A 24,634-nucleotide genomic window follows, 5' to 3' on the forward strand; every position below is an offset into this window, starting at 1 on the left:
CAAAAGGTCGCGGTCGAAAAGGCAACCACGTTTTACCTGCCTTGAAGCTGAATTGCGCGACGGTTTTTGGGGCGTTCCCAGACCTGATCCTTGAAAAATTCTATGAACATCAATTCCGTGGAGTTTGGCGGGCCAAATCGTAGCTTCGGAACATGTTCGAGTGAGTCTTTCGCTTGGTGCGTTCAAAGCTTTGCAACAAAGCCCACACCAGACGGCAAGTCCCACCCGGGGAACCGATCTCAACAGGAAGGAATGGGCAGGGCGTTGCTGCGTTTGATTTCGCGCAGAACGACATTTGTTTGCGCGCTTTCCACCGCCGGCAGGCGAAACAGGAATTCTTCAAGAAAAACGTTGTAAGCCCCGATATCCTTGCAGATCACCCGCATGTGGTAATCTGCCTGCCCGGTCGTTGCGTAGCATTCCATGACTTCCGGGCGCTTCTCGATCGCTGCAATGAAGCGTTCAAGATGTTCCGGATTGTGCCGGGTCAGATGAACATGCACCAGGGCCTGAAACGAAAGCCCGGCGTGTTCAGGCGACAATTCGGCACGGTACTGCGAAATCAGGCCGGCCTCTTCAAACACGCGGACTCGACGCCAGCAAGCAGAGGATGACATGCCCACCCGTTCTGCAAGGTCAGCATTTGAGATGCGGCAATCCTTTTGAAGCAGCGCGAGAAGTTGGCAGTCACGTGAGTCGAGAAGCATCCGAGAAAAATACCCCATAATGTGACAAAATAAGAGAGGATTTTTCAAGAATACCCGGAAATGACGGGAAGTTAGAACAGATTCCTCAAAAGAATCCGGTAAAATACCCAGAAAAGGCGAGGTATCCATGACTGACCAGTCCCTGAAATTCGATACTTACGCCCTGTCGGACCGATACAAAGCCTCAGAGGGTCGTGTTTTCTTGACGGGAACGCAAGCTCTGGTGCGCATCATGTTGGACCAGGCCCGCAGGGACGCAGCAGCGGGAAACAACACGGCCGGGTTCATCTCCGGATATCGGGGGTCTCCTCTTGGTGGTTTGGATCTGGAGCTGTGGCGAGCGAAAGAGGAAACCGAGGCGGCCAGGATCACATTCATGCCGGCCGTAAACGAAGACCTCGGCGCCACAGCGGTTCTTGGTGCCCAGCAGGCCTCGCTTGATCCCGATTGTGAAGTCGAGGGCGTGTTTTCGATGTGGTACGGGAAGGGCCCCGGAGTTGACCGTTCAGGGGACGCGTTGCGCCATGGCAATGCCTATGGCTCGTCGCCGAAGGGCGGGGTTCTGGTTGTCGCGGGTGACGATCATGGCTGCGTGTCTTCTTCAATGCCGCATCAGTCCGACGTCGCCTTCATGACCTGGTTCATGCCAACGCTGAACCCTGCCAACGTGGCTGAATACCTGGAGTTCGGTGAATACGGGATCGCGCTGAGCCGATACTCGGGCACCTGGGTCGGGTTCAAGGCGATTTCGGAAACCGTGGAAAGCGGGCAATCCGTGCGGTTGAAGCCGGACCGTAAATTTACCTTGCCGGAAATAGATCTGCCGCCGGGCGGCTTGCACGTGCGCAGCGCCGATTTGCCAAGCCCGGCCATCGAGACGCGGATCGAACACAAGTTGCGGGCAGTCGAGGCTTTTGTCGAGGCGAACCCGATCGACCGGCGCATCTATGACATCAAGGATGCCCCATTCGGGATTGTCACAACGGGTAAAAGCCATCTGGACCTGATGGAAGTGCTGCGTCTTCTGGGGCTCGACGAAAGCGGATGCCGCCGTTTGGGCATCGACATCTACAAGGTCGGGATGGTTTGGCCTTTGGCGCGGCGCGATGCGCTGTCTTTCGTCCATGGCAAAAAAGAGGTGCTGGTCGTCGAGGAAAAACGCGGGATCATCGAAAGCCAGTTCAAGGAATATTTCTATGACTGGCCGGGGGATAAGCCCGAAAAGATGGTCGGAAAACACCGCGCAGCGGGCGATCCGTTGATCCCCTGGACCGGAGAGTTGAGCCCGTTGAACCTGGTTCCGGTCGTTGCAGAGCGACTCGACCGCTTTTTCCCGGAAGAGGGATTTCTGGAAAAGGCGAAGGCGCTGACGGACGAACCGCCATCCGTTCTGAATGTTCCGGGTGCGGTCAGGGCTCCGTATTTTTGCTCGGGTTGTCCCCACAACACATCCACCAAAGTCCCCGATGGAAGCACGGCTGCGTCAGGCATCGGCTGTCACGTGATGGCAAGTTGGATGAACCGCAACACGGTCGGTTATGCGCAGATGGGGGGCGAAGGTGTGCCGCATGTTGTTGCCTCGAAATTCAATGGCAACAAACATATCTTTCAAAACCTTGGCGAGGGCACCTGGTATCATTCCGGGTCGCTTGCCATTCGCCAGGCCGTGGCGGCGGGTACGAACATCACCTACAAGATCCTGTACAATGACGCAGTGGCAATGACGGGGGGGCAGCCTGTTGATGGCCCTATCAGCGTTTCCGGGATCGCCCAGACCTGTCGCGCAGAAGGTGTCGACCGGATCGCCTTGGTTTCAGACGACATAACGAAGTTCGATTCCAGCGATTTTCCGGCACGAACGAGCTTTCACCCCCGGGAAGAGATGGATGCCGTGCAGCGTGAGCTGCGTGACATCCAAGGTGTTACGGTTTTGATTTACGAGCAGACCTGCGCCACCGAGAAACGCCGTCGCCGCAAGCGTGGCAAAACAGAAGACCCCAAGCGGTTTGCTTTCATCAACCCCGCGGTGTGCGAAGGCTGCGGCGATTGCTCTGTCGAAAGCAACTGTCTGAGTATCGAACCCCTGGAAACCCCATTGGGCCGCAAGCGAAAGGTCAACCTGAACTCTTGCAACAAGGACTTTTCCTGCCTGAACGGGTTTTGCCCCAGTTTCATTACTGTGGAAGGGGCGGTGCGGCGAAAGGAACCCAGGCAGAAACTGGATATCCCGTCGCTTCTTGCCAAGGTTCCCGACCCGCAGCTTCCTGACCTGCACGCGCCGTACGATCTTTTGGTCGGTGGGGTCGGCGGCACCGGTGTCGTAACGGTGGGCGCCGTTCTGACGATGGCGGCGCATTTGGAAGGCAAAGGCGCCAGCGTGCTGGATTTTACCGGGTTCGCCCAGAAATTCGGTACGGTTGTCGGCTATGTTCGCATTGCCCGCACGCCCGAAGAAATCAATCAGGTCCGAATTGAGGCCAAAAGCGCCGACGCCGTCATTGGGTGTGACGTGGTCGTGTCTTCGGCGCCCAAAGCCTCGGTTCACTATCGCAAGGGCACAAAAGTCGTACTGAACCGTGCGGAAATGCCAACAGGCGACCTTGTTTTGCACCGCGATGCCCAGCTCAAGGTCGACGAACGAGAAGCGCTGATACGCCGGACCGTCGGCGAAGAAAATGTCTTCGCGTTGGATGCAAACCAGTTGGCCGTGGATTTGCTGGGGGATTCGGTCTTTGCCAATACCTTGCTGTTTGGTGTCGCGTGGCAGCTGGGGAACATTCCGATCAGTGATGTTGCAATCAAACAGGCGATCAAGCTCAATGGAACCGCGATTGAGGCCAACATAATGGCCTTTGATCTGGGACGGGTGATCGCTGCAAACCCACAGATGCTGAATGCGAAGGAGAAGAGCTTTTCGCAAGAAACATCGCAGCAGATAATCGATTACCGGTCCGATGAATTGGCGACCTATCACGATGACGCTTATGCGCAACAGTACCGGGATCGCCTGGCCCGTCTGTCAGCAGCACTGTCTGACCAGATACGCGAGGAAGCGCTTTCGCTTGCGGCAAAATCCCTGTTTCGCCTCATGGCAATCAAGGACGAATACGAGGTTGCTCGGTTGCTGACATCGCAACAATTCGAGAAACAATTGCGGTCCGAGTTCGAAGGGGATTTTCGGATCAAATACCACCTCGCGCCACCGGTTCTGAGCGGTCGCAAGGATGCACGCGGGCGACCGCGCAAGCGAAGCTACGGTGGTTGGATGACCCCCGTTCTGAGGCTCCTTTCGCGTGCACGCAGGCTTCGCGGCGGCTGGCTTGATCCATTCCGGTTATCAAGGGACCGCAAGCTTGAAAACGAAACCCTGGCCTGGTTTTTGGCTGTCTTGGATCGCATCGAAGAAGTCAGCCCCGAGCTGGAGGCGGAAACCTGCCTGAAGATCCTGTCAGCGCCGCTGGATATCCGCGGTTTTGGCCCGGTGCGCGAAGCGGCAACACAAACCGTACGTACAGATGTAGATGCCATGCTGAACGTGATCGGAGAACAGCGAAGGGATGCGCAGGGCGCCGCTTCTCACAAGGTTTGATTGTTCTTTCGGGAAACTGTCTGGAAACGCGGATTGTACGCGGGGCTGAACGGATCTGAAACCCCGTACACTCCGGTGTAATGGACTGCTGCCTGAAACGGTCCGGTTTTCGTTCGGGCGTCACCGGCAGCGGCGCGACGCCGCCACCGGACAGACAGATGTGGGTAACCCTTCGTCACGGGCATTGCGTTGGCAGAGGCCGTCTTGCTCTGGGTGGACGAGCAAGGGGCTTGTAAGTGCATTTCACCCAGCCGGCTTTCATTGTCTCCGACCCTTGTGATCAGACCCGTGCTTTTTCAAAGGCGGCCCAGGCGGTTTCGAATGCTTCGAAATCAAACGCGGGCTCGCGGGCTGCGTCCAGAACAATACGTTCTGTCGCCAAAAGCTTATGGATTGCAGCTTCCAATTGATCAACGACATCATTCGGTATGACCAATGCGCCATGACGATCGGCGTGAACAAGATCACCGGGGTCAACTGTCTGACCAAAAATCGAAACCTGAGTGTCAATCTCGCGGACGTGGACGAAACCATGGCTCGGTCCGATGGAACCAGCGACAACCGGGAACCCTGAGGGCAAATCCCCGAGATCCCGCATGACACCGTTGGTCAGAGCGCCAGACATGCCGAATCCCTTGTGAACCGTCGTATTGATCTCACCCCAATAAGCGCCGATGCAATCGGGATAATCCAGATCCTCGATAACGGCGATTGAAGGGCCGGGTGCCTCGGCCATGTACTTGTAATAGGCCATACGTCGGGCTTTGATGACGTCGGGCGGCTCGGTCGGGGGATTGACCGCAGCAATTTTGGCGGTGCGCGCATAGCCGACGATGGCAGGCCCTTCGGGGGCCGAGCTTAGCATGGTGCCACGCGTGAACCTGTCGAATCCGCGCCTGCCCTGTGCCACCTCGATGGCATTGCAGACAGTTGGCGTATCGACTTTGCGAAGCAAAGACAAAAGGGACGGTGTCATGTGTCCTCCAGCCAGCGGGACAGCGCCGCTGTTGTTTTTTCAGGTTGTTCCAATGTCGGGAGATGGCCCGCGTCGCCGATGATCTCAAGCGCGCTTCGTGGCAGCAGGTCATGCATAAGTCGGTGGCGTTCAACTGGGCAAAGCCGGTCTTCACGTCCGCACAAGACCAGAGCCTTTCCGGTATAAGCCGTCAGCGTCTCGCTTTGGTCCGGTCGGTTCATAAGCGCCTTGGACTGACGTATGAAAACGTTCGGGCCCAGGTCGGTGGCCATTGCCATGCACAGATCCAGGATCGCCCCCCGGTTCGGTCCGTCAGCCAGATAACCGGGCTTCATCTCGTCACGCATCACGGTCCTCAGCTGACCGTTGCGAACGGCGGACATCTGCGGCGTACGACGCGCTTTTACCTCTGGCTTTTCCGCCAGTGGATTGGTGTCGAGCAAGGCCAGACCCGAAACACGTTCGGGGGCTTGGCGCGTTACCTCCATCGCCACGATACCCCCCATGGACAGCCCAGCCAGCGCGAAGACCGGCGGCGCATTCCCGAGGATATCCTGGGCCATGGCCTCTATGCTGTCGTGATGAGACAACGGAAAGGTCATCACGGGCATTCTGCCCGACAGAGCATTGATCTGGGGGCCAAAAAGCCGGGCATCACACATCATGCCCGGCAACAAGATCAGAGGTTTCATGCCGAAGCCAGCTTTGCCCCTTCGGACAACGCCGCCAGCTTGGCATAGGCGATCTGGGGATCGACGGCACCGAATCCTGCAAAAGTGCCAAAGCCGCAATCGCTGCCCGCGATCACCCGGTCCGGTCCCACGATTTCCGTGAACCGGTCAATCCGTTGGGCCACAAGTTCGGGATGTTCGACGAAATTGGTCGTGGTGTCGACCACGCCGGGCACCAGAACCTTGTCATCGGGAATCTCGGCCTTGCGGTCCCGGAAGACAGTCCATTCATGGGCATGCCGCGGATTGGACGTTTCGAACAGGACATAGCGCGACTTGGTCGCCATCAGAGTGCTGAAGACCTTGTCCATGGCGATGTCACAGCAATGCGGGCCTTCGTAGTTGCCCCAGCAAATATGTACCCGTACCCGATCCTGCGGGACGTTCTGAAGCGCGTGGTTCAGGGCCTCGACATGCATGTCGGCAATCTTGATGAACGCCTCATCCGACAGGTCGGTGAACAGCATGTGGCGCGACAGGGCAAGATCGGGGCAATCCAGTTGCAGGTCCAACCCGGCGGCGACGATGGTTTCGTATTCGTCCTTCATCGCGTCGGCCAACGCTGCCAGATAGGCCTCTCGCGTAGGGTAGAAATCATTCTGCAAAAACAACGAGATCACTCCGGGAGACGCGGCATTCATGAAACCGCGCTCGGCCCCGTGTCGAGCCATGGCCGCCTTGAGGTTGGCGATGTCCTTTTGTAACTCGCCTTGCCCTTTTGATCGCACCTCACCCGTGCACATCGGCCTTGCGTATTGTGGGGTACCGCCGTCATCGGCCAGTCTTTGCAGAAAGCCGGGGAACATCTTCAAGTCTGCCGGCGCGTTACGAGGGCTGTCGCCCGAAAACCCGGTGTAGCGATCTTTGACATAGGTCGCATAGGAGATTTTCGAAGTTTCGCCGTCGCTGACGATATCAACACCGGCTTCGACCTGTTTGCGCACCGTTTCGGCCACGGCGTTGGCCATGCAGGTATCAAAGGCGCCTGTGTCGTAAGGTTCGCCGTTTTCGCGGGCAAAAATAAAATCCACGACGTCCTGCGTTCGGGGCAGAGAGCCAACATGTGTTGTTTTTACGGTCATGGGGACCTCCTTAAATTTTTCGTGCCATCAGGATCGTGTGGCTTTGGGCTTCTGGATCTTCGGCCAGGTATCCGGTCATTTGCAGCCCGTTTTTCTCAAGACATCCGGCGTAACCGGCCGGGGACAGCGACGCGTGGTAGACAAGCTCTGATCCCACCGTGCCGCTGACCTCTCCGGCACGAGGTCCGACGGTCAGCATGAGCATTCCCTTGGGCCGCAAATGGCGCGCCATCCGGGCGATACAGTCTTTCTGCTCGTCCGCTGTAAGGTGGAAAAAGCTGTTCCAGGCAATGATGCCGTCGAACTGTTGATCCAGTTCAAAACTCCGCATATCCGCGTTGCGCCAGTCGCCATCGGGCCAACGGTCGCGGGCAATGGCAAGCATGGCGTCGGAAAAATCGATACCCGTGACGTCAAACCCTTCGGCCATGAACCAGCGTGCGATGGGGTCGCCCGAGCCACAGCCCAGGTCCAATACGCGGTCACCCGGCTTCAGGCTGGCCGTGAAGCGCGCCAACCAGCGCGCTTCGAACAGGGCCTTGGAACGGCGCCTGTCATATTCGGTCGCCTGCCGTTCATAAACGGCGTGGGTGTCATTCGGGTCCGCGTTCATCCTGTCCAGGTCGCTCCTGCCGGGTCATCGGTTGCGGTGATGCGGTACATGCCCGCCTGTCCGGTCATGGATGGCTGAACGCCATAGGTTTCGCCGGGAAGAACCAAGGCCGTGTCGCCCACCGAGATAGTGGTCTCGTACCCGTCGATCGAAACACGCCAGTGACCGCTGGCCGGCATCAGAACCACTGGTTTCTCGGCAGCGATCGGTTGGGTCACTGCGGACCCGCGCCCCAGAAAATCGACCTCGAATCCGGGTTTGTCCTTGATCAACGCGTTTTCGCCAATCACCTTTGCGGGCTTTTTGGCCGACAACGCCATTAGATCCCAATACCGCGCAACGTATTTGCCGACCACATCTTCGACAGGAACTTCGGGATAGCTTTTCAGCTGTTCTTCGGTCAGCAAAGGCATCGGGCGGACATTGTGCGGCAGTTCCTGGCCCAGTTTGGAGTCGTACAGAACGCCATTGTCGCCCAGCATCAGACCATGTGCCTGTGCATCTTCGATCACCTGAGGCGCCCAGGTGACGCCGCCACCCGCATCGTCTCCGCCCAGGATCGACATGATCATTCCGTAATCCTGGCCGACATTCTCAAAGCCCCGGAAAATACCCGTTGGAATGTTGAAGATGTCTCCTTCCTCGGCGATGAATTCCCCGGCCGTACCATAGCGGCCCCAGAAAAACCGCCAACGACCCTTGGCAACGAAAAAGACCTCGGCCGTGGTGTGGCTGTGCAGTGAGTTGCGGCATTTCGGCGGCTGCCCGGCCGCTCCGATGTTGAAACCGATCTTGTCCGTGATGTGGACATGCTGGTCCGGAGATTCCGAGACGCCGCCGCCGATTATCGTGAAGTTCTCTTTCTGGTCGCTGCCGGGAGTATGGGCATCGATAAAAGCGGTTTTACAGGGTTGAAGCTCGCCATAGCGGACTATGCGGGAAGGGATGGATGATTTTGTCATGACGTACGATCCGATTTAGCGTTTTTGGAAAGAAAGCTCGTGTGCCCAAATAGGACAGGCCCTTACTTTCCGGGCGGGCGCAGGTTCAGTCGCCGCGCCCTCAGGCTTTGACGGTACATATGGAAAAGCCGAACGGTCCGGGGCTCGGACAGACCGCCCGACAGGATGCGATATGAGACCGGGCGGCCCACTCAGACCTCGCCGTTCTGCAACAGGATCTGCTTCCAGACCGAGGTTTCATCGAACAGGGTGTATTCACGGCGCAACTGCGGCTGCCCTGTAATAAGCGCGCCGAATTCAGCGTGGCTGATCCCGAGGACATAAACCTGCGCACCAGTCGGCGCGCCAAACACGCCCCAGCCGTCATGCTTGCCCCAAAGGCTCCAGCGAATTGCCGCACGCGGAGGCATATTGGGGTCATCTCGTCCGATCTGATGCTCGATCTTGAATTCCGCATTCGGAAAACTCGCCCGCAGACCCATCCAGAAGCGGTCGATGGCCTGCCAGCCATGCCCGGTTACGCCACCCACATATTCTGACTGAACAGCGCGGTCATATTCTGAACCGATCACGCCCATATCTGCGTTCATGATACGCGTCAGAACGTCGGCGTAGCGCTGCCCCCATTCATTGTCATTCCCATGGCCTTTGTATGGTCCAGGCTGATCGATTTCGGGCGTCAGAGGTTTGACGCAGTTCTCTTTGCCGCCTTCCCGGGCAATCAGATCAGCGGCGTATTCCTTGGGATCCCAGCCCATCTGGCGCACAATCGCGCCCTGATCGCGGATCAGCCATTCATCGTTGATCTGATTGTCGATGGCGTGGCAATCCGCAAGAATCCGGTAACGCAGCTTGGTGCCGGTGGGCTTGCCATAGACACCCTCGGCCAAATGCGTGGCCGTTGAAATGATCCGATGAGAGCTCAACATGCCCTCTTCCGGTGTACCGGACCAAATCACGTCTTCGCCCAGCAGCTGCCGATCCGGAAACTCGGCCAGCGTTGCCATTGTGGCCCCAATGACATTCTGATTGCCCAAAACAACCGAACCAGGCGAACGGACGACGATGTCATCGCTGTAATACTCATGCAGCGTGGCGATCCCCCGATCTTCCCAGATCTCTTTGGTGATGCCGATGATGTAGTCCGGAAAATCCCGGAATTTCGGATCGAAGCCTTTCATGTCTCTGTCCTTTGTGGGGCCCACCCCTTTGGCAATCGGGCCGAGGTCCGCACAACCAGTGGTCCATCAATGGCCACTTTGCGCGGTTCGGCTTTCGCCGGGGTGTCGATATGTTCGAAAAGTGCGGCAACGGTTTCGGCCACCATAAGGTTGGCCCGCTGCCGGATCGTTGTCAAATTGTAAGCCGGCCAACCGGCCGGCGGCACGTCATCATAACCCACGACCGAGACATCCTCGGGGACGCGCAGGCCAAGTTCAAAACGGATCACGTCCATCGCCGCCAATGCCATGTGATCATTGGCCACAAATACGGCATCCGGCCGTCGTTCAGGGGCGACATCGAACATCCGACGGGCTGCTGTACGGGCGTTTTCCGTGTGAAACTCCCCTACTTCGTGGGCAAACAGTTCCTGCCCGGCCTCGGCCAGTGCGGCGCGATACCCGGCTTCGCGGTCCCGCTGCGTCGAGGCCCCTTGCCAACCTGCGATATAGGCAATCCGTTGGTGCCCACCGGCTAGCAGAAATTCCGCGACTTTGCGGCCCCCGGCATAGTTGTCGGACGTGACCGTGGTGATGCCCTCGATGTCCTGGCTGCGGTTGAACAGCACCACTGGCACCCCGGCCTGTTGGCAGCGCATGGCGATATCCGACGACATGGGCACCGAGGCCAGGATGACGCCATCCACCTGGTAATCGAGAATCTCTTCCATCACATCGTCGATGTTCCCGGCCGATCGAGAGGCCATGAAGATCAGCACGTGATAGCCTTGCTCCTGAAGGGCGTTTGACAGCTTCTCGAGCGCTTCCGGATAAAAATAGTTATCAAGGTAGCCCACCACCAAACCGATAATCCGGCTTTTCCCGGACACCATGGCGCGGGCCAGAACGTTTGGACGATAGCCCAGTTCAGCAGCGGCTTTGCGCACCTTCTCTTCGGTCTTTTTGCTGACGGACGCGCCGGGCGTGAATACGCGGCTGACGGCGGACTGGCTGACACCAGCCAGTTGGGCGACCTGAAGGGATGTTACTTTTTCCGCCATCAATCTGCTGTCCAACCCCCGTCGATAAGCATTGACGTGCCGGTGACCAGTGCAGAGGCGTCTGACGCGAGATAACGCACCGCGCCCATGATGTCTTCGACTTCTCCGACCCGGTCCAACTTGATCTTTTCCATGATCCACGCGGCGCGTTCAGGATTGTCGAAAGTGGATTGGGTCAGGGGGGTTCTGATGAAAGTCGGGCAGACAGTGTTGATCCGAATGCCTTGTTTGCCCCATTCGATGGCCATGGATTTGACCATGCCCTCAAGCCCATGTTTGGTCGCACAATAAAGCGCCCGGTCGACCCCACCGACATGCCCCATCTGGCTGGAGATGTGGATGATCGATCCCGGCTTTCCTGCCAAGATCAAAGCGCGGGCGGCGTAGGCCGACAGGAAATAGGCCGAACGCAAATTGACGTTGGTGACAACATCAAAGTCATCGGGCGTGGTTTCGATGGCCGGGCTGTGGCGCGCCAGGCCCGCTGAATTCACCACGATATCGAAGGTGCGGTGATCGAAAAGCTTTTTCAGGGCATCCAGATCACCCTGATCCATCACAAGCGCTTCGGCCGACCAGCCGTGATCTCGCAAGGCGGAGACGGTGTCATTCAACCGGTCCGCCCCTCTGGCCGCACAAACAACATGCGCGCCTGCCTCGGCCAAAGCCACCGCACAACCCTGACCGATACCCGACGAGGCTCCGGTAACGAGGGCTGATTTTCCGTTCAGAGAAAACGAAGGGGTGCGTGGCAATTCCGTCATCAGCGCATTCCATCCGGTATTTCAATACGGCCCAAATTGCGGGCCTTGTTGAATTCCCGCAGGCGGGCAAAGACGTCAACGCCAAGCTGCCTGTAGGCATCCAGCAAATCAACCAGCACCCAGTTTTCCCGGATCCTGCCGTTTTCCAAACGCCAGAAATCGAGGCTGCGCATGGTGATCTTCTTGCCTGACGGAGCGATGCCCATCCAACCACCGTCTGTGACGGTCTGGATCATGTTGGGCCAGCCTGTCACGGCCGCATAATCCCCATCCCCGAAGAAGTGATAGGTGATGTCGTCCACAAACTGCCCGCGATCCGGCATTCCGTTCAGGAACGGGATCTGATGCCAGTTGCGGAACCCTGCATACCCGCGCCCGGTGCCGATGCCCGAAGGGCCGTACCAGTTCATGCGCGGGTGCCAGAACCGCTCCATCTCCATCACTTCGGGGCCGCCTTGGGACGGGTGTTTCTTGAGATGCTCCAGCATGTCGATGATATGCTGGCAGGTCTGTTTGCCCTTGGCTTCATCATAAGGGCCGGGGACAAACCCGTCCTGGGTGGCAGGGCCGGGGACATGCCATTCACGGCCCAGACTTGGCGCCATCGGCCAGGCACTCGCCTGCATCATGACTTCGGGGATGTCCCAAAGGGCCTGCATCTCGACGATCTTGCCGTTTTCGAAGCGGTAAAATTCATGAAACCGCATCGTGACTTGATGACCCGTCGGCGGGATGTCCAGCCAGGGGCCGGTGAAAACACCGGTGTAATAACCGCCACATCCGACCCAATCTGCGCCGAACTCATCCGGGCCGGCCATGACGATGTAATCCCGTCGTTCAAGATCGGGCCAGGCCGCCAGCAAGTCTTTGTAACCAGTGTCATAGAAAGCATCACTGCCGACGCTGTCCCCAAAGGGATGACACAGACGGAACACGGCATCCGGTGACGTGACCTCCGCCAAAGCCAGGCGTACGCCCGCCTCGTCGAAATCGTACATCGCGGCCCTGAGCGGTTCGATCAGGGCCTTGTGATGTGTGTGTTTGTCACTCATTCAGCAGCGTCCCGGTAAGGCGCCGGCGCACCGTAGGGCACATTGATTCCGCCATATCGGCGCACACGAACGTTGCATTGTTCCGCGTGGCCAACGAACCCTTCAAGCATGCACAGGCGCGAGCCATACTCGCCGATCAGCGTCGCGGCCTCATCCGTCAGAACTTTTTGATAGCTGTGCGTCTTCAGGTATTTACCAACCCAAAGACCACCCGTGTAACGCCCGGCTTTTTTGGTGGGCAGCGTGTGGTTTGTGCCAATCACCTTGTCCCCGTTCGAAACATTGGTGCGCGGCCCAAGGAACAACGCCCCATAGCAGGTCATGTTTTCAAGGAACCAGTCGTCTCGGTCGGTCATCACCTGTACATGTTCCGAGGCGATGTCATCGGCAACCTGCAACATCTCATCATAAGTGTCGCAAACGATCACCTCACCATATTCGTCCCACGACACCTTCGCGGTATCCGCGGTTGGAAGGATGCCCAGCAGCCGGTCGACCTCGGTCAGGGTGTCATTGGCCAGATTGCGTGAGTTGGTCAGCAGAACGCAGGGGCTGTTGTATCCATGCTCGGCCTGCCCCAGCAGATCGGTTGCGCACAGCTCCGCATCTGCGGCGGTCTCGTCGGCAATGACCATCGTTTCGGTCGGCCCTGCAAAAAGATCAATCCCGACACGACCGAACAACTGACGTTTGGCTTCCGCGACAAAGGCGTTGCCGGGGCCAACAAGCATGTGAACCGGATCGATTGTTTCGGTGCCCAATGCCATGGCCCCGATGGCCTGAATGCCGCCCATGACATAGATCTCATGCGCGCCACCCAGGTGCATAGCGGCAATCACCGCTGCATTGGGTTTGCCCTGAAACGGGGGTGTGCATGCTATGATGCGCGGAACACCGGCGACCGAGGCGGTCGCCACCGACATATGCGCCGAGGCGACCATGGGGAACTTGCCGCCCGGAACATAGCAACCCACGGATTGCACCGGGATGTTCTTGTGCCCCAGAATGACACCGGGCAGGGTTTCGACCTCGATGTCCAGCATTGAATCCCGCTGCGCCTGCGCAAAGTTGCGCACCTGTTCCTGCGCGAATTTGATATCGGCCAGCTCACGATCGGACAATTGCCCGATCAGGTCATCAATTTCCTGCTGGCTCAGGCGGAACGAGGCAGGTGAGTAGTTGTCGAACTTCTCACTCAACTCGCGCACCGCGGCATCCCCACGGGTTTCGATGTCTTTCAGCGTCGCTTCAACCACGGCGCGGGTCTTGGCATCATCTTCCGCCCGATCCGCATCGGATTTGCCGCGTTTAAGATACTCGATTGCCATCTTTCCAATCCTCAGTTTTCCGGCCGTGGCGGAGTCTTCTCGCCTCGGTCAAATGCTTCCCAGCCTTCGCCGTTGAACAGGTCCACGCCCAGCTGAGCGGCGACGTGGGCAAAGTCGACATTCACCCAGTTGTCGACAATTTTGCCGTCGACCACTTTCCAGAAGTCCATGTACCTGATTTCGACACGCTTGCCTGTGGGGGCAATGCCCAGAAATTCGCCGGAATGCGTGGCTTCCTGGCGGCCGAAGGCGGCGGCCCATTCACCCATGTAAAGGCGCGCTTCGTCAACACAGACCTTATCCGAAAACGCGGCTTGAAACGGGCGCTGCCAGTTATCCTGAAATTCCTGCAGGCCGGTCTTGGTGCCGCAGCCCTGATTGCCCATCCAGCGAAAACCTTGGGCGAAGAATTCACCGATGTCATCAATGCGGTGATCATTCAGACCATCAACCATCGTTTCGATCACGCGGCGCGTGTCTTCCGTCTTGCTCATGTCCGTGTCGCGGGTCAGAACCGCTTGTTCGGGACGGGAACCTTTCATTTTTCTATCCTTTGAGGTTGCCGAAGGGAGGGATTGGGACGTGCGGCCCCAATGCTCAGAAAGTCCCTCGGCATCCTGTTCAGCGCCGGGTGGCGCGACATGGCGTTATGTCGGGCGTTCTTGCTCATCAGCCTTTCACTGCCCCGGCTGTCAGTCCGCTGACAATCTGGCGCTGGAAAATCAGCACAAGGAAGATCAGAGGCGCGGTGATCGACACGGCAGCGGCAACCGCAACGACCTGATCGGTTGTCGTCGTCTCGCGATTGAACATGCCGACGATGGCGGGAACCATGGTCTGGTTCTGCGCATCAAGCAGCAGCGCGGTGACTAGAAAATCGTTGTACGCCAGCAAGAAGCTGAACAGCCCCGTAGTGATCACGCCTGGCCACATCACCGGCATGATGACACGGCGGAAGGCCTGAAAGTGGCTGCACCCATCCACGCGGGCGGCCTCATCCAGCTCGGCCGGGATGTTCTGGAAGAACGAACGCAGCATCCAGATCGTGAAGGGTTGATTGATCGCAACCAGAACAGCGATCACCGCAAAAGGCTTGCCGTACAAGGTTGGTGCGTTTTCACCCAAGATCGGGCTGAGCCATTCGGCCGAGTTGATGAACACCGGCAGATAGCCCGCCACCAGAACAGAATGCGGCAATGCCCGGAACACCAGTGCGACGATCAGGATCCAGAAGGCCAACGTTGATCCTGACCGCGCCAGACCGTAGCCCGCCAATGTGCCCACGGTCAGCGACACTGTCACCACGCCCGTCGTTACGATCAGCGAGTTCTTGAAGTTGTTTGAAAAACCCCGGTCGATCCAGACGGTTTTGTAATGCTCGGTCGTCAGACCAAGCACATCCCGTCCCAGTGGGCCAAACAGCGGGTTCAACACGTTCAGGATTGCAGGCAGGACCACGAAGAACACCAGCAGGAAACCCACCAGCAAGGACAGCACACCGATCAGCCAGCCGAACCATTCCTGACCGGGCTTGGTGTAGGACTTTATCATCGAAGGCAGTGTTTTGGTGGCAGCGAAGATCGTGCCCCAGATAACCGCGATGCCCAGAATGATATCCAGCAGCGACAAGCCCTTTCCGACGCTCAGCGTGGCCGGCCCGAAGATCACGTTCAGCGCGTTGCTGTCGAACGCATCGACGGGTGACTTGAAGCTCATAACCACGATCCAGAAGATCGGAAAGGCCGCGATCAGGCACCAGAGTGCAAGGAAGATGTTCGAGGTCAACCGCAGGCTTAACGGCTGGCGAAGCGCACGCGAGGACATGTCAGTGACCTCCTTTATGGTCGCGCCATGTACGGCGCAGCGGCAGGATAAGCAGGATGACGACACCGATCATGGTCAGCATCGAGTTGGCGGACGCCCGGCTGATCGACCGGTTGCCGGCCTGATCCGGCGTCAGGTAGTCGAAGGTCAGCCACTGTAGCGAGATGACGTAGCCCTGGCTCGAAAAACCGACGATCTCTTCGAACACGCGGTAGCTGTCCATCAGGTGGATCATCGACACGAAAATGATCAGTGGCATCAGGTGTGGAATGACGATGTATTTCAGGCGCTGCCAACGGGTCGCACCGTCAATCACGGCACTTTCAAGACTATCCTGATTGACCGTTTGCAGACCGGCGTAGAAGACGATTGCGGCAAAGGGTGCCACATGCCAGACGCGGTAGAGCATCATCAGTATTTCGATGGTCCAGGCTTGGGCGAAAAGGGCGATGTCCCGGTTCAGCCACCATTCCATCATTGCGGTCAGGATGCCGTCGCCCCGGAACAGCCAGTTGATCGACAGCACTCCGATTACGGGTGTGATGATGAAGGGCAGCAAGGACACAAAGATCACTGGACCGCGGATGGACCGCGCCGCGTTGTTGATCAGTATTGCGATCCCAAGCCCGCACCCGACCACCAGTGGCAGAGTGATCAAGGTGAAGGTCAGGGTGAACCGAAGCGCCTTCCAGAAGTTGATCGTAGACAGCACATGCCAACTGCCGTCGCTTATGGCGCGCCATGCGCGTTCAGGCTCCAATACGTTGCGATAGCTTTGCAAGCCGACATATTGGGTTTGGGTAATGACCTCGCCATGTTCGTCAAGTTTTGGCTGCGAAACCATCTCGGTCACGCAGGTCTGCGTCAGGAAACCGGGCGTGCAGGTTTCCTTTTCGACCGTCTCATAGATCGGCTGAGTAACGTAAAAACTCTGCTTGAACACGCTGACCAGAGGAAACGCGATAAAGAGAAGCATCATAAAGACAGAGGGGCCGACAAATGCGGCAAATGTCCGGAAATTCATGGCTCTGCCTTTCTCATGACTCTCGAGGGGAAGGGGCGGGAGGGCCGTAGCCCTCCCACGGGAGGATCAGTTGCTGATCAGACCTGCTTCTTTCGCGGCAGTGATGTAATCTGCCTCGATATCCGCCAGCGTTGTCTGAGCATCCTTGGCGCCGGTCAGGTAGTCGGCCAGACCGTTGCCCAGGGCGGTGTGCATGATGCCCATCGGGCCAGATGCCGGGTAAGCCTTTGCGCCCGCTTCCGCCGAAGCGGCTGCTCCTGCCGCCAAAGCACCCGCTGAATAGGCAGGGCTCAGCCAAACAGCGACGTCATTGTTTGCGCTGACCATTTCGCCGTCCATGCCCTCAAGCGCGACGCGGAATGCGGCGTCGGCCTCTTCGTCGCTCATGTTCGAAGCGAGAACGATGCCATCCCACCAGATGGTGGTTGCCGGCGCTGCCGAACCCATAGGAGCGGCTGCCATGGTGACTTTGCCGACGACCTGGCTTTCGGCCTCATCATTCATGGCGGCTGCACGGCTGGCCCAAAGGTTCGCCATGGCGATCTTGCCCTGTTGGAACTGTTGCTGCACGTATGTCGAGTCGGAAACCAGATATTCCGGATCCATGTACTCGGTCATGGCTTTCAGTGTTTCCAGCGCAGCGACGCCCTGCTCGTTGTTGATCGTTGGAACGTTGCCGTCGCCAAAGAACGAGCCGCCTTCGCCAAGGTACATGTTGACGAATTCCTGGCCGAGGTTCCAACCGGTCTTGAACGTTCCCCCGATTGGATAGTCCATGACGCCGGCTTCTTTGATCTTGGCGGCCGCTGCCAGGACGTCATCATAGGTTTTTGGTTCTTCGATGCCCAGTTCAGCCAGAACATCATCGCGATACATCAGGTGCTGCGCATTCACCATCATCGCAATGGCCATGGTCTTGCCATCGACCTTGATCAACTGGTTGGGAAGCAGGTCCTGGCCGTATTTTTCGACCAGATCATCCAACGGACGGATCGTGCCTGCGTTCAGCAACGGCACCAGGGTCGCGTTTGAAACACCGCCGATCTGATAAAGCGCGGGATCCGCAGCAAATGCTTCGGGCTGCTTTTCGCGGAATTCCTGATCCAGCGATGCGCTGAAATTGCCGCATTCTGCCATCGCATCGGTGACGGCTTTCCACGCTTCAAAACCGGCGGACAGTGATTTTAGCGGCACTTCGTTTTCAAAGGCGCAATCTGCCCACGCGCCGGTGGCGGCGATGGACATGGCACCGGCCATGAGGATCGTCTTGAGTTTCATAGGTTTCTCCCTGTCAGGATCGGTCCGTCGTCGACGTCCGGACCGGTGTTATGCCCTTGCGGGCCGTTTGTGGGGTTAGCCCCCGATCCGCGCACCGCTTCCAGCTTCGAAGAGGTGACAGATATCCGTCGGCACCGAGAACGAGACCGTTTCGCCAATCTCGGCGCGGAATGCTTTGTCTGCTTTCACCGAAACCAGAGCTCCGCCGACCCGAACCGAGATCATGGTCGCGTCGCCCAGCAGTTCCAGCGTATAGATCGGAGCGGTGATCTGACCTTTGCCATCGGCAAGGCTGGCATCTTCGGCCCTGAAACCCAGTGTCATTGGGCCATCCGGTGCATCCACCGCAATTTCGACATGTTCGGCGCGGAAAATTCCGCCCGCCACTTCGCCATCCATCAAATTCATGGCGGGTGAACCGATGAAGCTGGCGACGAACGTATTCGCGGGACGGTCATAAATTTCTGTCGGGCTTCCGACCTGCTGAACCACGCCCTGTTTCATCACGACGACGCGGTCTGCAAGGGTCATGGCCTCGATCTGGTCGTGGGTGACGTAAATGGTGGTTACAGCCAGCTCATGGCTCAGGTTCTTGATCTGGGCCCGAGTGGAAACCCGCAGCTTGGCGTCCAGATTGGACAACGGCTCGTCCATCAGGAACACGTTGGGTTCGCGCACGATGGCACGTGCAAGTGCCACACGCTGTCTCTGACCACCCGACAACTCGGCTGGCTTGCGATGCAGGAAATCGTCCAGTTCAACCATGGCGCTGGCGCGGCGCACCTTTTCGTCGTGTGTTGCCGGGTCGATACCACGCACTTTCAGCGGAAAGCGGATGTTCTCGTAGACGTTCATGTTGGGATACAGAGCGTAGCTCTGGAACACCATCGCCACGTCACGGTCTTTGGGTTCCAGATCATTGACCACGTTGCCGTCGACAAGGATTTCGCCCTCCGTCACGTCTTCGAGGCCGGCGATCATGCGCATTGTGGTTGTCTTGCCGCAGCCTGACGGGCCGAGCAGCACCAGAAACTCACGATCTGCAATCGTGAGGTCGAAATTGTGAACCCCAACGAATGAGCCCCATCGCTTGCCGACGTTCCGCAATTGAATTTCCGCCATGGTGCCCCCTGCAAGGAATCGTTTTGCATACGTTTGCAAAACTGTAATTCGCATGTATCAAATCAGGCAAGACTTTTTTGCATACGTATGCAAAAATAACGGAGAAATCCGACTCAACCTGGCTTCGCGCCGCTCGCAAAACTTTGACTACAATGGTAAATACCGTGAACTTTCAGACAGAAAAAAAACTAGTCTCTGCGTTTCACACCGCATTGGAATCCGCCGCAGTGACGGAAACTCCGAAGGTGATGAGCCAATTCTGCGCTTCGGATTCGAGGTGGCGCGGCTTTCATCCGTTCAACGAAATCAACGGCGCCGAACAGGTTGCCCGGAAATTCTGGCAGCCGCTGAAGGGCAGCCTTGCTCATTTGCAGAACCGAGTGGATATTCTGTTTGCGGGGCAAAACTCGTTGCGGAAAGAAACCGACGTTTGGGTTGTCGCCATGGGCCATCTGGTGGGGCTGTTCGACCGACCGTGGTTGGGTATTCGCCCGACCGGCAAGATGGCGTTCCTGCGATATTGCGCGTTCTACAAAGTGGCTGGTGGCAGAATTGTCGAAACAGCGATGTATTTCGACATCCCGCACTTGATGGTCCAGGCTGGCCAGAATCCGTTCCCCCCGCAGACCGCGGCACATCTGGTTCAGCCCGGACCAAGGACCCATGATGGTTTGCTGCTTGATGAGCAGCCCGCAGACGAAGGCGAAAAAACGCTGGCGGTCATCAACGCGATGATTGCGGATCTGGGCCGTTGGGACAGCGGACTGTCGCTGGAAGAAGAATTGGCGCGCACGTGGCACCAGGACATGATCTGGTGGGGCCCCGAAGGAATTGGCGCGACCTACACGATCGAACGCTATGCCAGGCAACACTCTGGCCCGTTTCGCGCCTCCTTCACGGACCGGTCAAAGACCAATCACGTCTGCCGTCTGGCCGAAGGGCATTACGGTGGCTTCTTTGGATGGCCCAACTTCACTGCCACGCCCACAGGGGGTTTCATGGGGATGCCAGCCACCGGAAAACCCGGCGAATTCAGGGTGATCGATATCTATCGCCGCGTCGAAGACAAGCTGGCCGAAAACTGGATCTTCATTGACTTGCTGCATTTCTGGAAAGGGCAGGGTGTGGATATTCTGGCGCGCACCACCGGGATTGAAGCATCATGAGGATAGATGCGCATCACCACCTGTGGGACCTTTCGTCCGTGCACTACCCCTGGCTTATGGAGAAAGGTATCGTTCGATTTTTCGGCGATCCGTCTTCCATCCAGCGGGACTATTTGCTCCCGGAATTTCGCGCAGACACCGAAGCCATGGGGTTCGGCGCTTCGGTTCACATTCAGGTCGGCGCCGCTGAACCCTGGGCCGAGGCGCAGTCGGTACAATCCGTTGCCGACCAGTTCCCTGACTGGCCGCTGGTGCAGGTGGCATTCTGCGATCTGACCTCGGATGATCTGGATGCACAGCTCGACCGTCTTCAAACCCTGCCTTCGGTGCGTGGCGTTCGTCAGATTATTGGCCGCGCTCCGGGTGAAGACGCCTCAACTGGCACGAACGCGATACTTGAAGACCCAAAGTTCTTGACCGGTCTGAAGCAACTGGGCGCGCGTGGTCTTTCCTTTGATCTTCAACTGCTGCCAGAGCTGATGAGTCAAACCGCGAATGTCCTTGCACAGGCCCCGGAGACCCGGATCGCTCTTTGCCACGCAGGTTCGCCATACGACCGGACCCCGCAAGGGTTGCGACGGTGGGCAGATGAATTGACGGCCTTGTCAAACCTGCCACATGTCTTTTGCAAACTCTCCGGCCTGGGAATGTTCGACCACAACTGGCATGCTGAAAGCGTCTCGCCGATCGTTTCAACCTGCCTGTCGCAATTTGGCGCCGATCGCTGCATGTTCGGATCGAATTTCCCGGTCGACAGCCTTACCTCGACCTACAAGGAAACCGTTTCCCGGCATGAGACGCTCATCCCGGGGGCGATGCTGGACGACGTCTTTCGCGGCACGTCAGAACGTTTCTATCGCATTGAATAGCGACGGAAATGACAAACCGGACTTCCTGCACCGGTTTTCTGAAACGGCTTGGCAACCTCGGCGCGCCGGCTCTGAGGCTGACCGGCGGCCCGCAGGTTCATGTCACCTGTTTCCTTTGATCATCCATTCCCATCGAACACAGAATCGGGCTGTTTCTTTGGCGAGACTGAAATGTCGACTTGTCCGACAGTCCGGACCAATTGGTCAGGATCAGGCTTTGTGCGACGGCTCCGCCCAGCGTGGTGCCGGGACCGGTCACAATGAACAGATCCGGTGCGAACTCATGCGCGGCCTGTGCGATGGCATGGGTGAAATCATAAGTCTCGGTCACCTGATGACCCAACGTGTAATCCCAAAGCGCATTCGGGTCGCAAGCTCCGGGCCACCATATCCGGCCACGACCGTCGATCAGGGGCAGGTCTGGTTGTCGAAACAGGCCAGCGCTCAGTTGCGTGCGGCCCTGCGCCGAGACCGGAGCCTGAAGATGCGAATGGAACCCGGCATGGTTGGCCAATCGCATGGGAAAACGTTCCTGAACCACCGGTACGGCCTTTTCGAACGCCGCCAAACCGGCGTCATCGCCTGCAAGCACCAACATGCCGCCCAGATCAATCGACAGGGTCAGCGTTGCATCGGTTCGGTCAATGTCATCCACCAAGGCAAGCAGCTCTGCCTTGCGGGCCTGGTCAGGATGCCAGTCGGCATCCACGAAAGGATAGATCAATTGTCCACCGATCATGTTTTCCTGCATCAGAGTGCCCATGGTGTTGACCACCTCGAACCCTCCTTCGGCGGACAGCGCACCGCCGCAGGCCAGCGCCGAATACCAGCCCATCGAATTTCCCGTCACCGCAACCACTTCGATTTTGTCAGGATTGATGGCGCGGAAATCGCCCAAAGTCGCGGCATAGATCAAAGCAGATGCATTGTCGCCGCGCGTGTGCCTGGCAATGGAATATCGGGCGGCACCGTCCAGTTCGCTGAGCGTGTCTTGCCCCTGCGCGCGCCGCATGTCATCAAAGCGTCGCAACAGGGCCTTGTCGCTGAATTGCCGGCCCAAGACACCCAGTTCTGGTTTGTTGTAGGTACCGCGGCCAGGGCAGATGACGACGGCAGTCTGTTTGGCGGAACTCATGTGCCGGCCTCCATCAAGGATCGCGCGGCGGCTTCGATACTGTCCTTCGATGGCATGGTCGCAGCATAGGCCGGGCCTGTTGCGATAAAGCTGTCTTCTGCGGTGATGCGGGCCAGCGGCACATCGCTTGTTTCATGAAAATGCGCCATCAGAGCTTCGGCCACGCCGCCATGGTGGCGGGTTTCGTCGACGATCAGGATGCGTTCGGCCCCGGTCACGGCCTGTGTCAGTGCCGCTTTGGGCAAAGGGGACAACCAGCGCATATCGATGATCCGTGTCTTGATCCCGTCGGCCTGCAAGGCCGTGCGCGCCTGATGGCTGAGATAGACGCCGTTTCCAAAGGTGACGATGGCCAGATCGTTGCCGTCACCGTCCACGCCCACCTCGCCGAAGCCGATCTTTTCAGAAGGGTCGGGATAGGTTTGCATCCAGCCGCCATCTCCGGCCTCGTGCAGGTCCCGCATCGGGTAGAGGGCGATGGGTTCGAGGAAAACGACCAGCCGCTGTTCTTCACGCGCCAGGCGCACGCATTCACGCAGCATCCGCGCGGCGTCGGCACCGTTCGACGGGCAGGCCAGGATCAGGCCCGGGATGTCGCGCAATACAGCGACCGAGTTGTCATTGTGGAAATGTCCGCCAAACCCTTTTTGATACCCCAGCCCGGCAATGCGCACGACCATCGGGTTGGTGTATTGACCGTTCGAGAAAAAGGGCAGGGTGGCGGCCTCACCTCGCAGCTGATCCTCGGCATTGTGAAGATAGGCCAGAAACTGGATTTCCGGCATTGGCGTGAACCCGTTCTGGGCCATGCCGATCGCCAGGCCCAGGATCGACTGTTCGTCCAGCAACGTGTCGATCATCCGGTCAGGGCCAAACCGTGTTTGCAGCTTTTGGGTCACGCCGTAAACGCCGCCCTTGCGCCCGACATCTTCGCCCATCATGACGATCTCGCCGTGTTCCAGCATCAGATCGGTCAGTGCCCAGTTGATCAATCGCGACATGATCTGCGGTTCGGAATGGGCCTTGAGATCGCCGCCGAACACCTCGGCCCGACGCTCGGGTGTTGGGCCATTGGTCGGCGCGCAGGGGCGTGCCGGCGGGATCAGGCTGGCCATCACCTCTGTTGCGTTTTGCAGGCGAGGGCGTGTGATGGCCTGATCGGCCACGCGGGCGACCCGGGCGCAGGTATCATTGTAGACGCTCAGCGCCTGTTCCGGGCTCATCGCGCCGCACTGATCCAGCAGGCGCACGGAATGCAGCAGCGGGTCGTTGGCCTCTTCGGCCTCAACCTCGGCCTTTGGCATATAGGTGGTTGGCATATCGGCCCCGGCGTGACCGTACAGGCGAACAGTCCGAACATGCAGGAAGGCAGGTTTCCTGCGGCTGCGCACATAGTCGGCCGCCTGTTGCGCAACGCGATAGGTGTCGAACAGATCCAACCCGTCGCACGAGAAATACTTCAGGCCCGGACGGTTGGTGAATGTGGCCGCGATCCAGCCTTTCGGCGTTTTGGTCGAGATACCGATACCGTTGTCTTCGCAGCAGAACAGAAGGGGCAGAGGCACAGATTGAAAGGACGTCCACTGCGCCGTGTTGAACGCGCCCTGTGCGGTGGAGTGGTTGGCCGAGGCATCCCCGAACGAGCAATAGACGATGGCATCCTCGGGCATGTCTGCATGTTCAGGGCGATGACGCCGTGCAGCGGCGACGGCATATGCCGCGCCGACCGCCTTCGGCAGATGGCTGGCGATGGTCGAGGTCTGCGGCGGAATGCACAGCGCTTTCGATCCCAGAACCTTGTGACGCCCGCCACTGATCGGATCCTCGGAAGACGAGGCAAAGGACAGCAGAATATCCCATGTCGGGCTTTGGCCCGGCACCTGATCCGCCCGGGCAATCTGAAAGGCCGCATCGCGGTAGTGCAGAAAGGCCGGATCGGTCGGGCGCAGGGCCGCGGCAACGGCCGCCATGCCCTCATGCCCGGATGACCCGATCGTATAGAACCCCTGGCCCGCCTTCTGCATCGCGCGGCTTTGCCGGTCCAGCGCGCGGCTCAGGCATTGCGCCCTGTAAAGCGCAACGGCTTCATGACCGCTCAGCGGCCCGGCCGCTGCGGACCCTTCGGGAAAGTCCCGCGCCGCAACACGGCGCAGGAAATTGTCATGCACGATTGCGGCGCGATCCATGTCAG

General features: G+C 58.4%; 21 protein-coding genes. 3 read left to right on the forward strand and 18 right to left on the reverse strand.

Annotated features, from left to right (window positions below):
• Nucleotides 1-239: 239 nt before the first annotated feature.
• Nucleotides 240-707 (reverse strand): Lrp/AsnC family transcriptional regulator, encoded by a 468-nt coding sequence (locus GOW09_RS11385; protein WP_171118486.1) that lies wholly within the window; start codon nt 705-707, stop codon nt 240-242.
• A 127-nt stretch (nt 708-834) separates the two neighbouring features.
• Between GOW09_RS11385 and GOW09_RS11390 the strand changes: the two genes are divergently transcribed.
• A complete protein-coding gene (locus tag GOW09_RS11390; protein ID WP_171118378.1) occupies nt 835-4,296 on the forward strand; it encodes an indolepyruvate ferredoxin oxidoreductase family protein in 3,462 nt (1,153 codons plus the stop codon).
• A 280-nt stretch (nt 4,297-4,576) separates the two neighbouring features.
• Here GOW09_RS11390 and GOW09_RS11395 read toward each other — a convergent pair whose 3' ends face one another.
• The 15 genes from GOW09_RS11395 to GOW09_RS11465 all read right to left on the reverse strand — a co-directional run bounded on the left by GOW09_RS11395 (nt 4,577) and on the right by GOW09_RS11465 (nt 19,273).
• On the reverse strand, nt 4,577-5,272 hold the full coding sequence (locus tag GOW09_RS11395) for an RraA family protein (RefSeq protein ID WP_171118380.1): 696 nt from the start codon (nt 5,270-5,272) through the stop codon (nt 4,577-4,579).
• Nucleotides 5,269-5,964, reverse strand: coding sequence for an alpha/beta fold hydrolase (locus GOW09_RS11400; protein ID WP_171118382.1), 696 nt, complete (start codon nt 5,962-5,964; stop codon nt 5,269-5,271). Before GOW09_RS11400 ends, GOW09_RS11395 begins: the two co-directional genes overlap by 4 nt.
• Nucleotides 5,961-7,085: a cobalamin-independent methionine synthase II family protein gene (locus GOW09_RS11405; protein WP_171118384.1), complete on the reverse strand. Its 1,125-nt coding sequence runs from the start codon at nt 7,083-7,085 to the stop codon at nt 5,961-5,963. Before GOW09_RS11405 ends, GOW09_RS11400 begins: the two co-directional genes overlap by 4 nt.
• A 10-nt stretch (nt 7,086-7,095) precedes the next feature.
• A complete protein-coding gene (locus GOW09_RS11410) occupies nt 7,096-7,698 on the reverse strand; it encodes a trans-aconitate 2-methyltransferase (protein WP_171118386.1) in 603 nt (200 codons plus the stop codon).
• On the reverse strand, nt 7,695-8,660 hold the full coding sequence (locus tag GOW09_RS11415; RefSeq protein WP_171118388.1) for a cupin: 966 nt from the start codon (nt 8,658-8,660) through the stop codon (nt 7,695-7,697). Before GOW09_RS11415 ends, GOW09_RS11410 begins: the two co-directional genes overlap by 4 nt.
• A 191-nt stretch (nt 8,661-8,851) precedes the next feature.
• Entirely contained in the window at nt 8,852-9,841 is a 990-nt protein-coding gene (locus tag GOW09_RS11420) for an ester cyclase (RefSeq protein ID WP_171118390.1), read from the reverse strand.
• A complete protein-coding gene (locus GOW09_RS11425) occupies nt 9,838-10,881 on the reverse strand; it encodes a LacI family DNA-binding transcriptional regulator (RefSeq protein ID WP_216597841.1) in 1,044 nt (347 codons plus the stop codon). Before GOW09_RS11425 ends, GOW09_RS11420 begins: the two co-directional genes overlap by 4 nt.
• Complete coding sequence (locus GOW09_RS11430; protein WP_171118392.1) at nt 10,881-11,645, reverse strand: SDR family NAD(P)-dependent oxidoreductase; 765 nt, start codon at nt 11,643-11,645, stop codon at nt 10,881-10,883. Before GOW09_RS11430 ends, GOW09_RS11425 begins: the two co-directional genes overlap by 1 nt.
• Nucleotides 11,645-12,697 carry an ester cyclase gene (locus GOW09_RS11435; RefSeq protein WP_171118394.1) on the reverse strand — a complete coding sequence of 351 codons (1,053 nt, stop codon included), beginning with the start codon at nt 12,695-12,697 and terminating at the stop codon, nt 11,645-11,647. The genes GOW09_RS11430 and GOW09_RS11435 overlap by 1 nt, the downstream gene beginning before the upstream one ends.
• Entirely contained in the window at nt 12,694-14,025 is a 1,332-nt protein-coding gene (hisD, locus tag GOW09_RS11440; RefSeq protein WP_171118395.1) for a histidinol dehydrogenase, read from the reverse strand. The genes GOW09_RS11435 and hisD overlap by 4 nt, the downstream gene beginning before the upstream one ends.
• Nucleotides 14,026-14,036: 11 nt before the next feature.
• Complete coding sequence (locus GOW09_RS11445; RefSeq protein WP_171118397.1) at nt 14,037-14,567, reverse strand: ester cyclase; 531 nt, start codon at nt 14,565-14,567, stop codon at nt 14,037-14,039.
• 127 nt (nt 14,568-14,694) lie between these two features.
• Entirely contained in the window at nt 14,695-15,849 is a 1,155-nt protein-coding gene (locus GOW09_RS11450; protein ID WP_152460107.1) for a carbohydrate ABC transporter permease, read from the reverse strand.
• Between the two features lies 1 nt (nt 15,850).
• Entirely contained in the window at nt 15,851-16,873 is a 1,023-nt protein-coding gene (locus tag GOW09_RS11455) for a carbohydrate ABC transporter permease (protein ID WP_152460108.1), read from the reverse strand.
• Nucleotides 16,874-16,939: 66 nt separating this feature from the next.
• The gene (locus GOW09_RS11460; protein ID WP_152460109.1) at nt 16,940-18,151 is read right to left on the reverse strand and encodes an ABC transporter substrate-binding protein; all 1,212 of its coding nucleotides are present in this window, start codon (nt 18,149-18,151) and stop codon (nt 16,940-16,942) included.
• 75 nt (nt 18,152-18,226) lie between these two features.
• A complete protein-coding gene (locus tag GOW09_RS11465; RefSeq protein ID WP_152460110.1) occupies nt 18,227-19,273 on the reverse strand; it encodes an ABC transporter ATP-binding protein in 1,047 nt (348 codons plus the stop codon).
• Between the two features lie 152 nt (nt 19,274-19,425).
• On the opposite strand from GOW09_RS11465, the gene GOW09_RS11470 reads away from it, so the two are divergent.
• Together GOW09_RS11470 and GOW09_RS11475 are read left to right on the forward strand one after the other, a co-directional pair.
• Nucleotides 19,426-20,439 carry a nuclear transport factor 2 family protein gene (locus GOW09_RS11470; RefSeq protein WP_171118399.1) on the forward strand — a complete coding sequence of 338 codons (1,014 nt, stop codon included), beginning with the start codon at nt 19,426-19,428 and terminating at the stop codon, nt 20,437-20,439.
• Nucleotides 20,436-21,308, forward strand: coding sequence for an amidohydrolase (locus GOW09_RS11475; protein WP_171118401.1), 873 nt, complete (start codon nt 20,436-20,438; stop codon nt 21,306-21,308). The genes GOW09_RS11470 and GOW09_RS11475 overlap by 4 nt, the downstream gene beginning before the upstream one ends.
• Before the next feature lie 97 nt (nt 21,309-21,405).
• Here the strand turns inward: GOW09_RS11475 and GOW09_RS11480 are convergent, their stop codons facing one another.
• Nucleotides 21,406-22,443, reverse strand: coding sequence for an ACP S-malonyltransferase (locus GOW09_RS11480; RefSeq protein WP_171118403.1), 1,038 nt, complete (start codon nt 22,441-22,443; stop codon nt 21,406-21,408).
• Complete coding sequence (locus GOW09_RS11485; RefSeq protein ID WP_171118406.1) at nt 22,440-24,629, reverse strand: thiamine pyrophosphate-dependent enzyme; 2,190 nt, start codon at nt 24,627-24,629, stop codon at nt 22,440-22,442. The genes GOW09_RS11480 and GOW09_RS11485 overlap by 4 nt, the downstream gene beginning before the upstream one ends.
• Nucleotides 24,630-24,634 lie beyond the last annotated feature (5 nt).

Source organism: Ruegeria sp. HKCCA5463, assembly GCF_013034175.1.
In the GTDB taxonomy this organism is placed as follows: domain Bacteria; phylum Pseudomonadota; class Alphaproteobacteria; order Rhodobacterales; family Rhodobacteraceae; genus Ruegeria.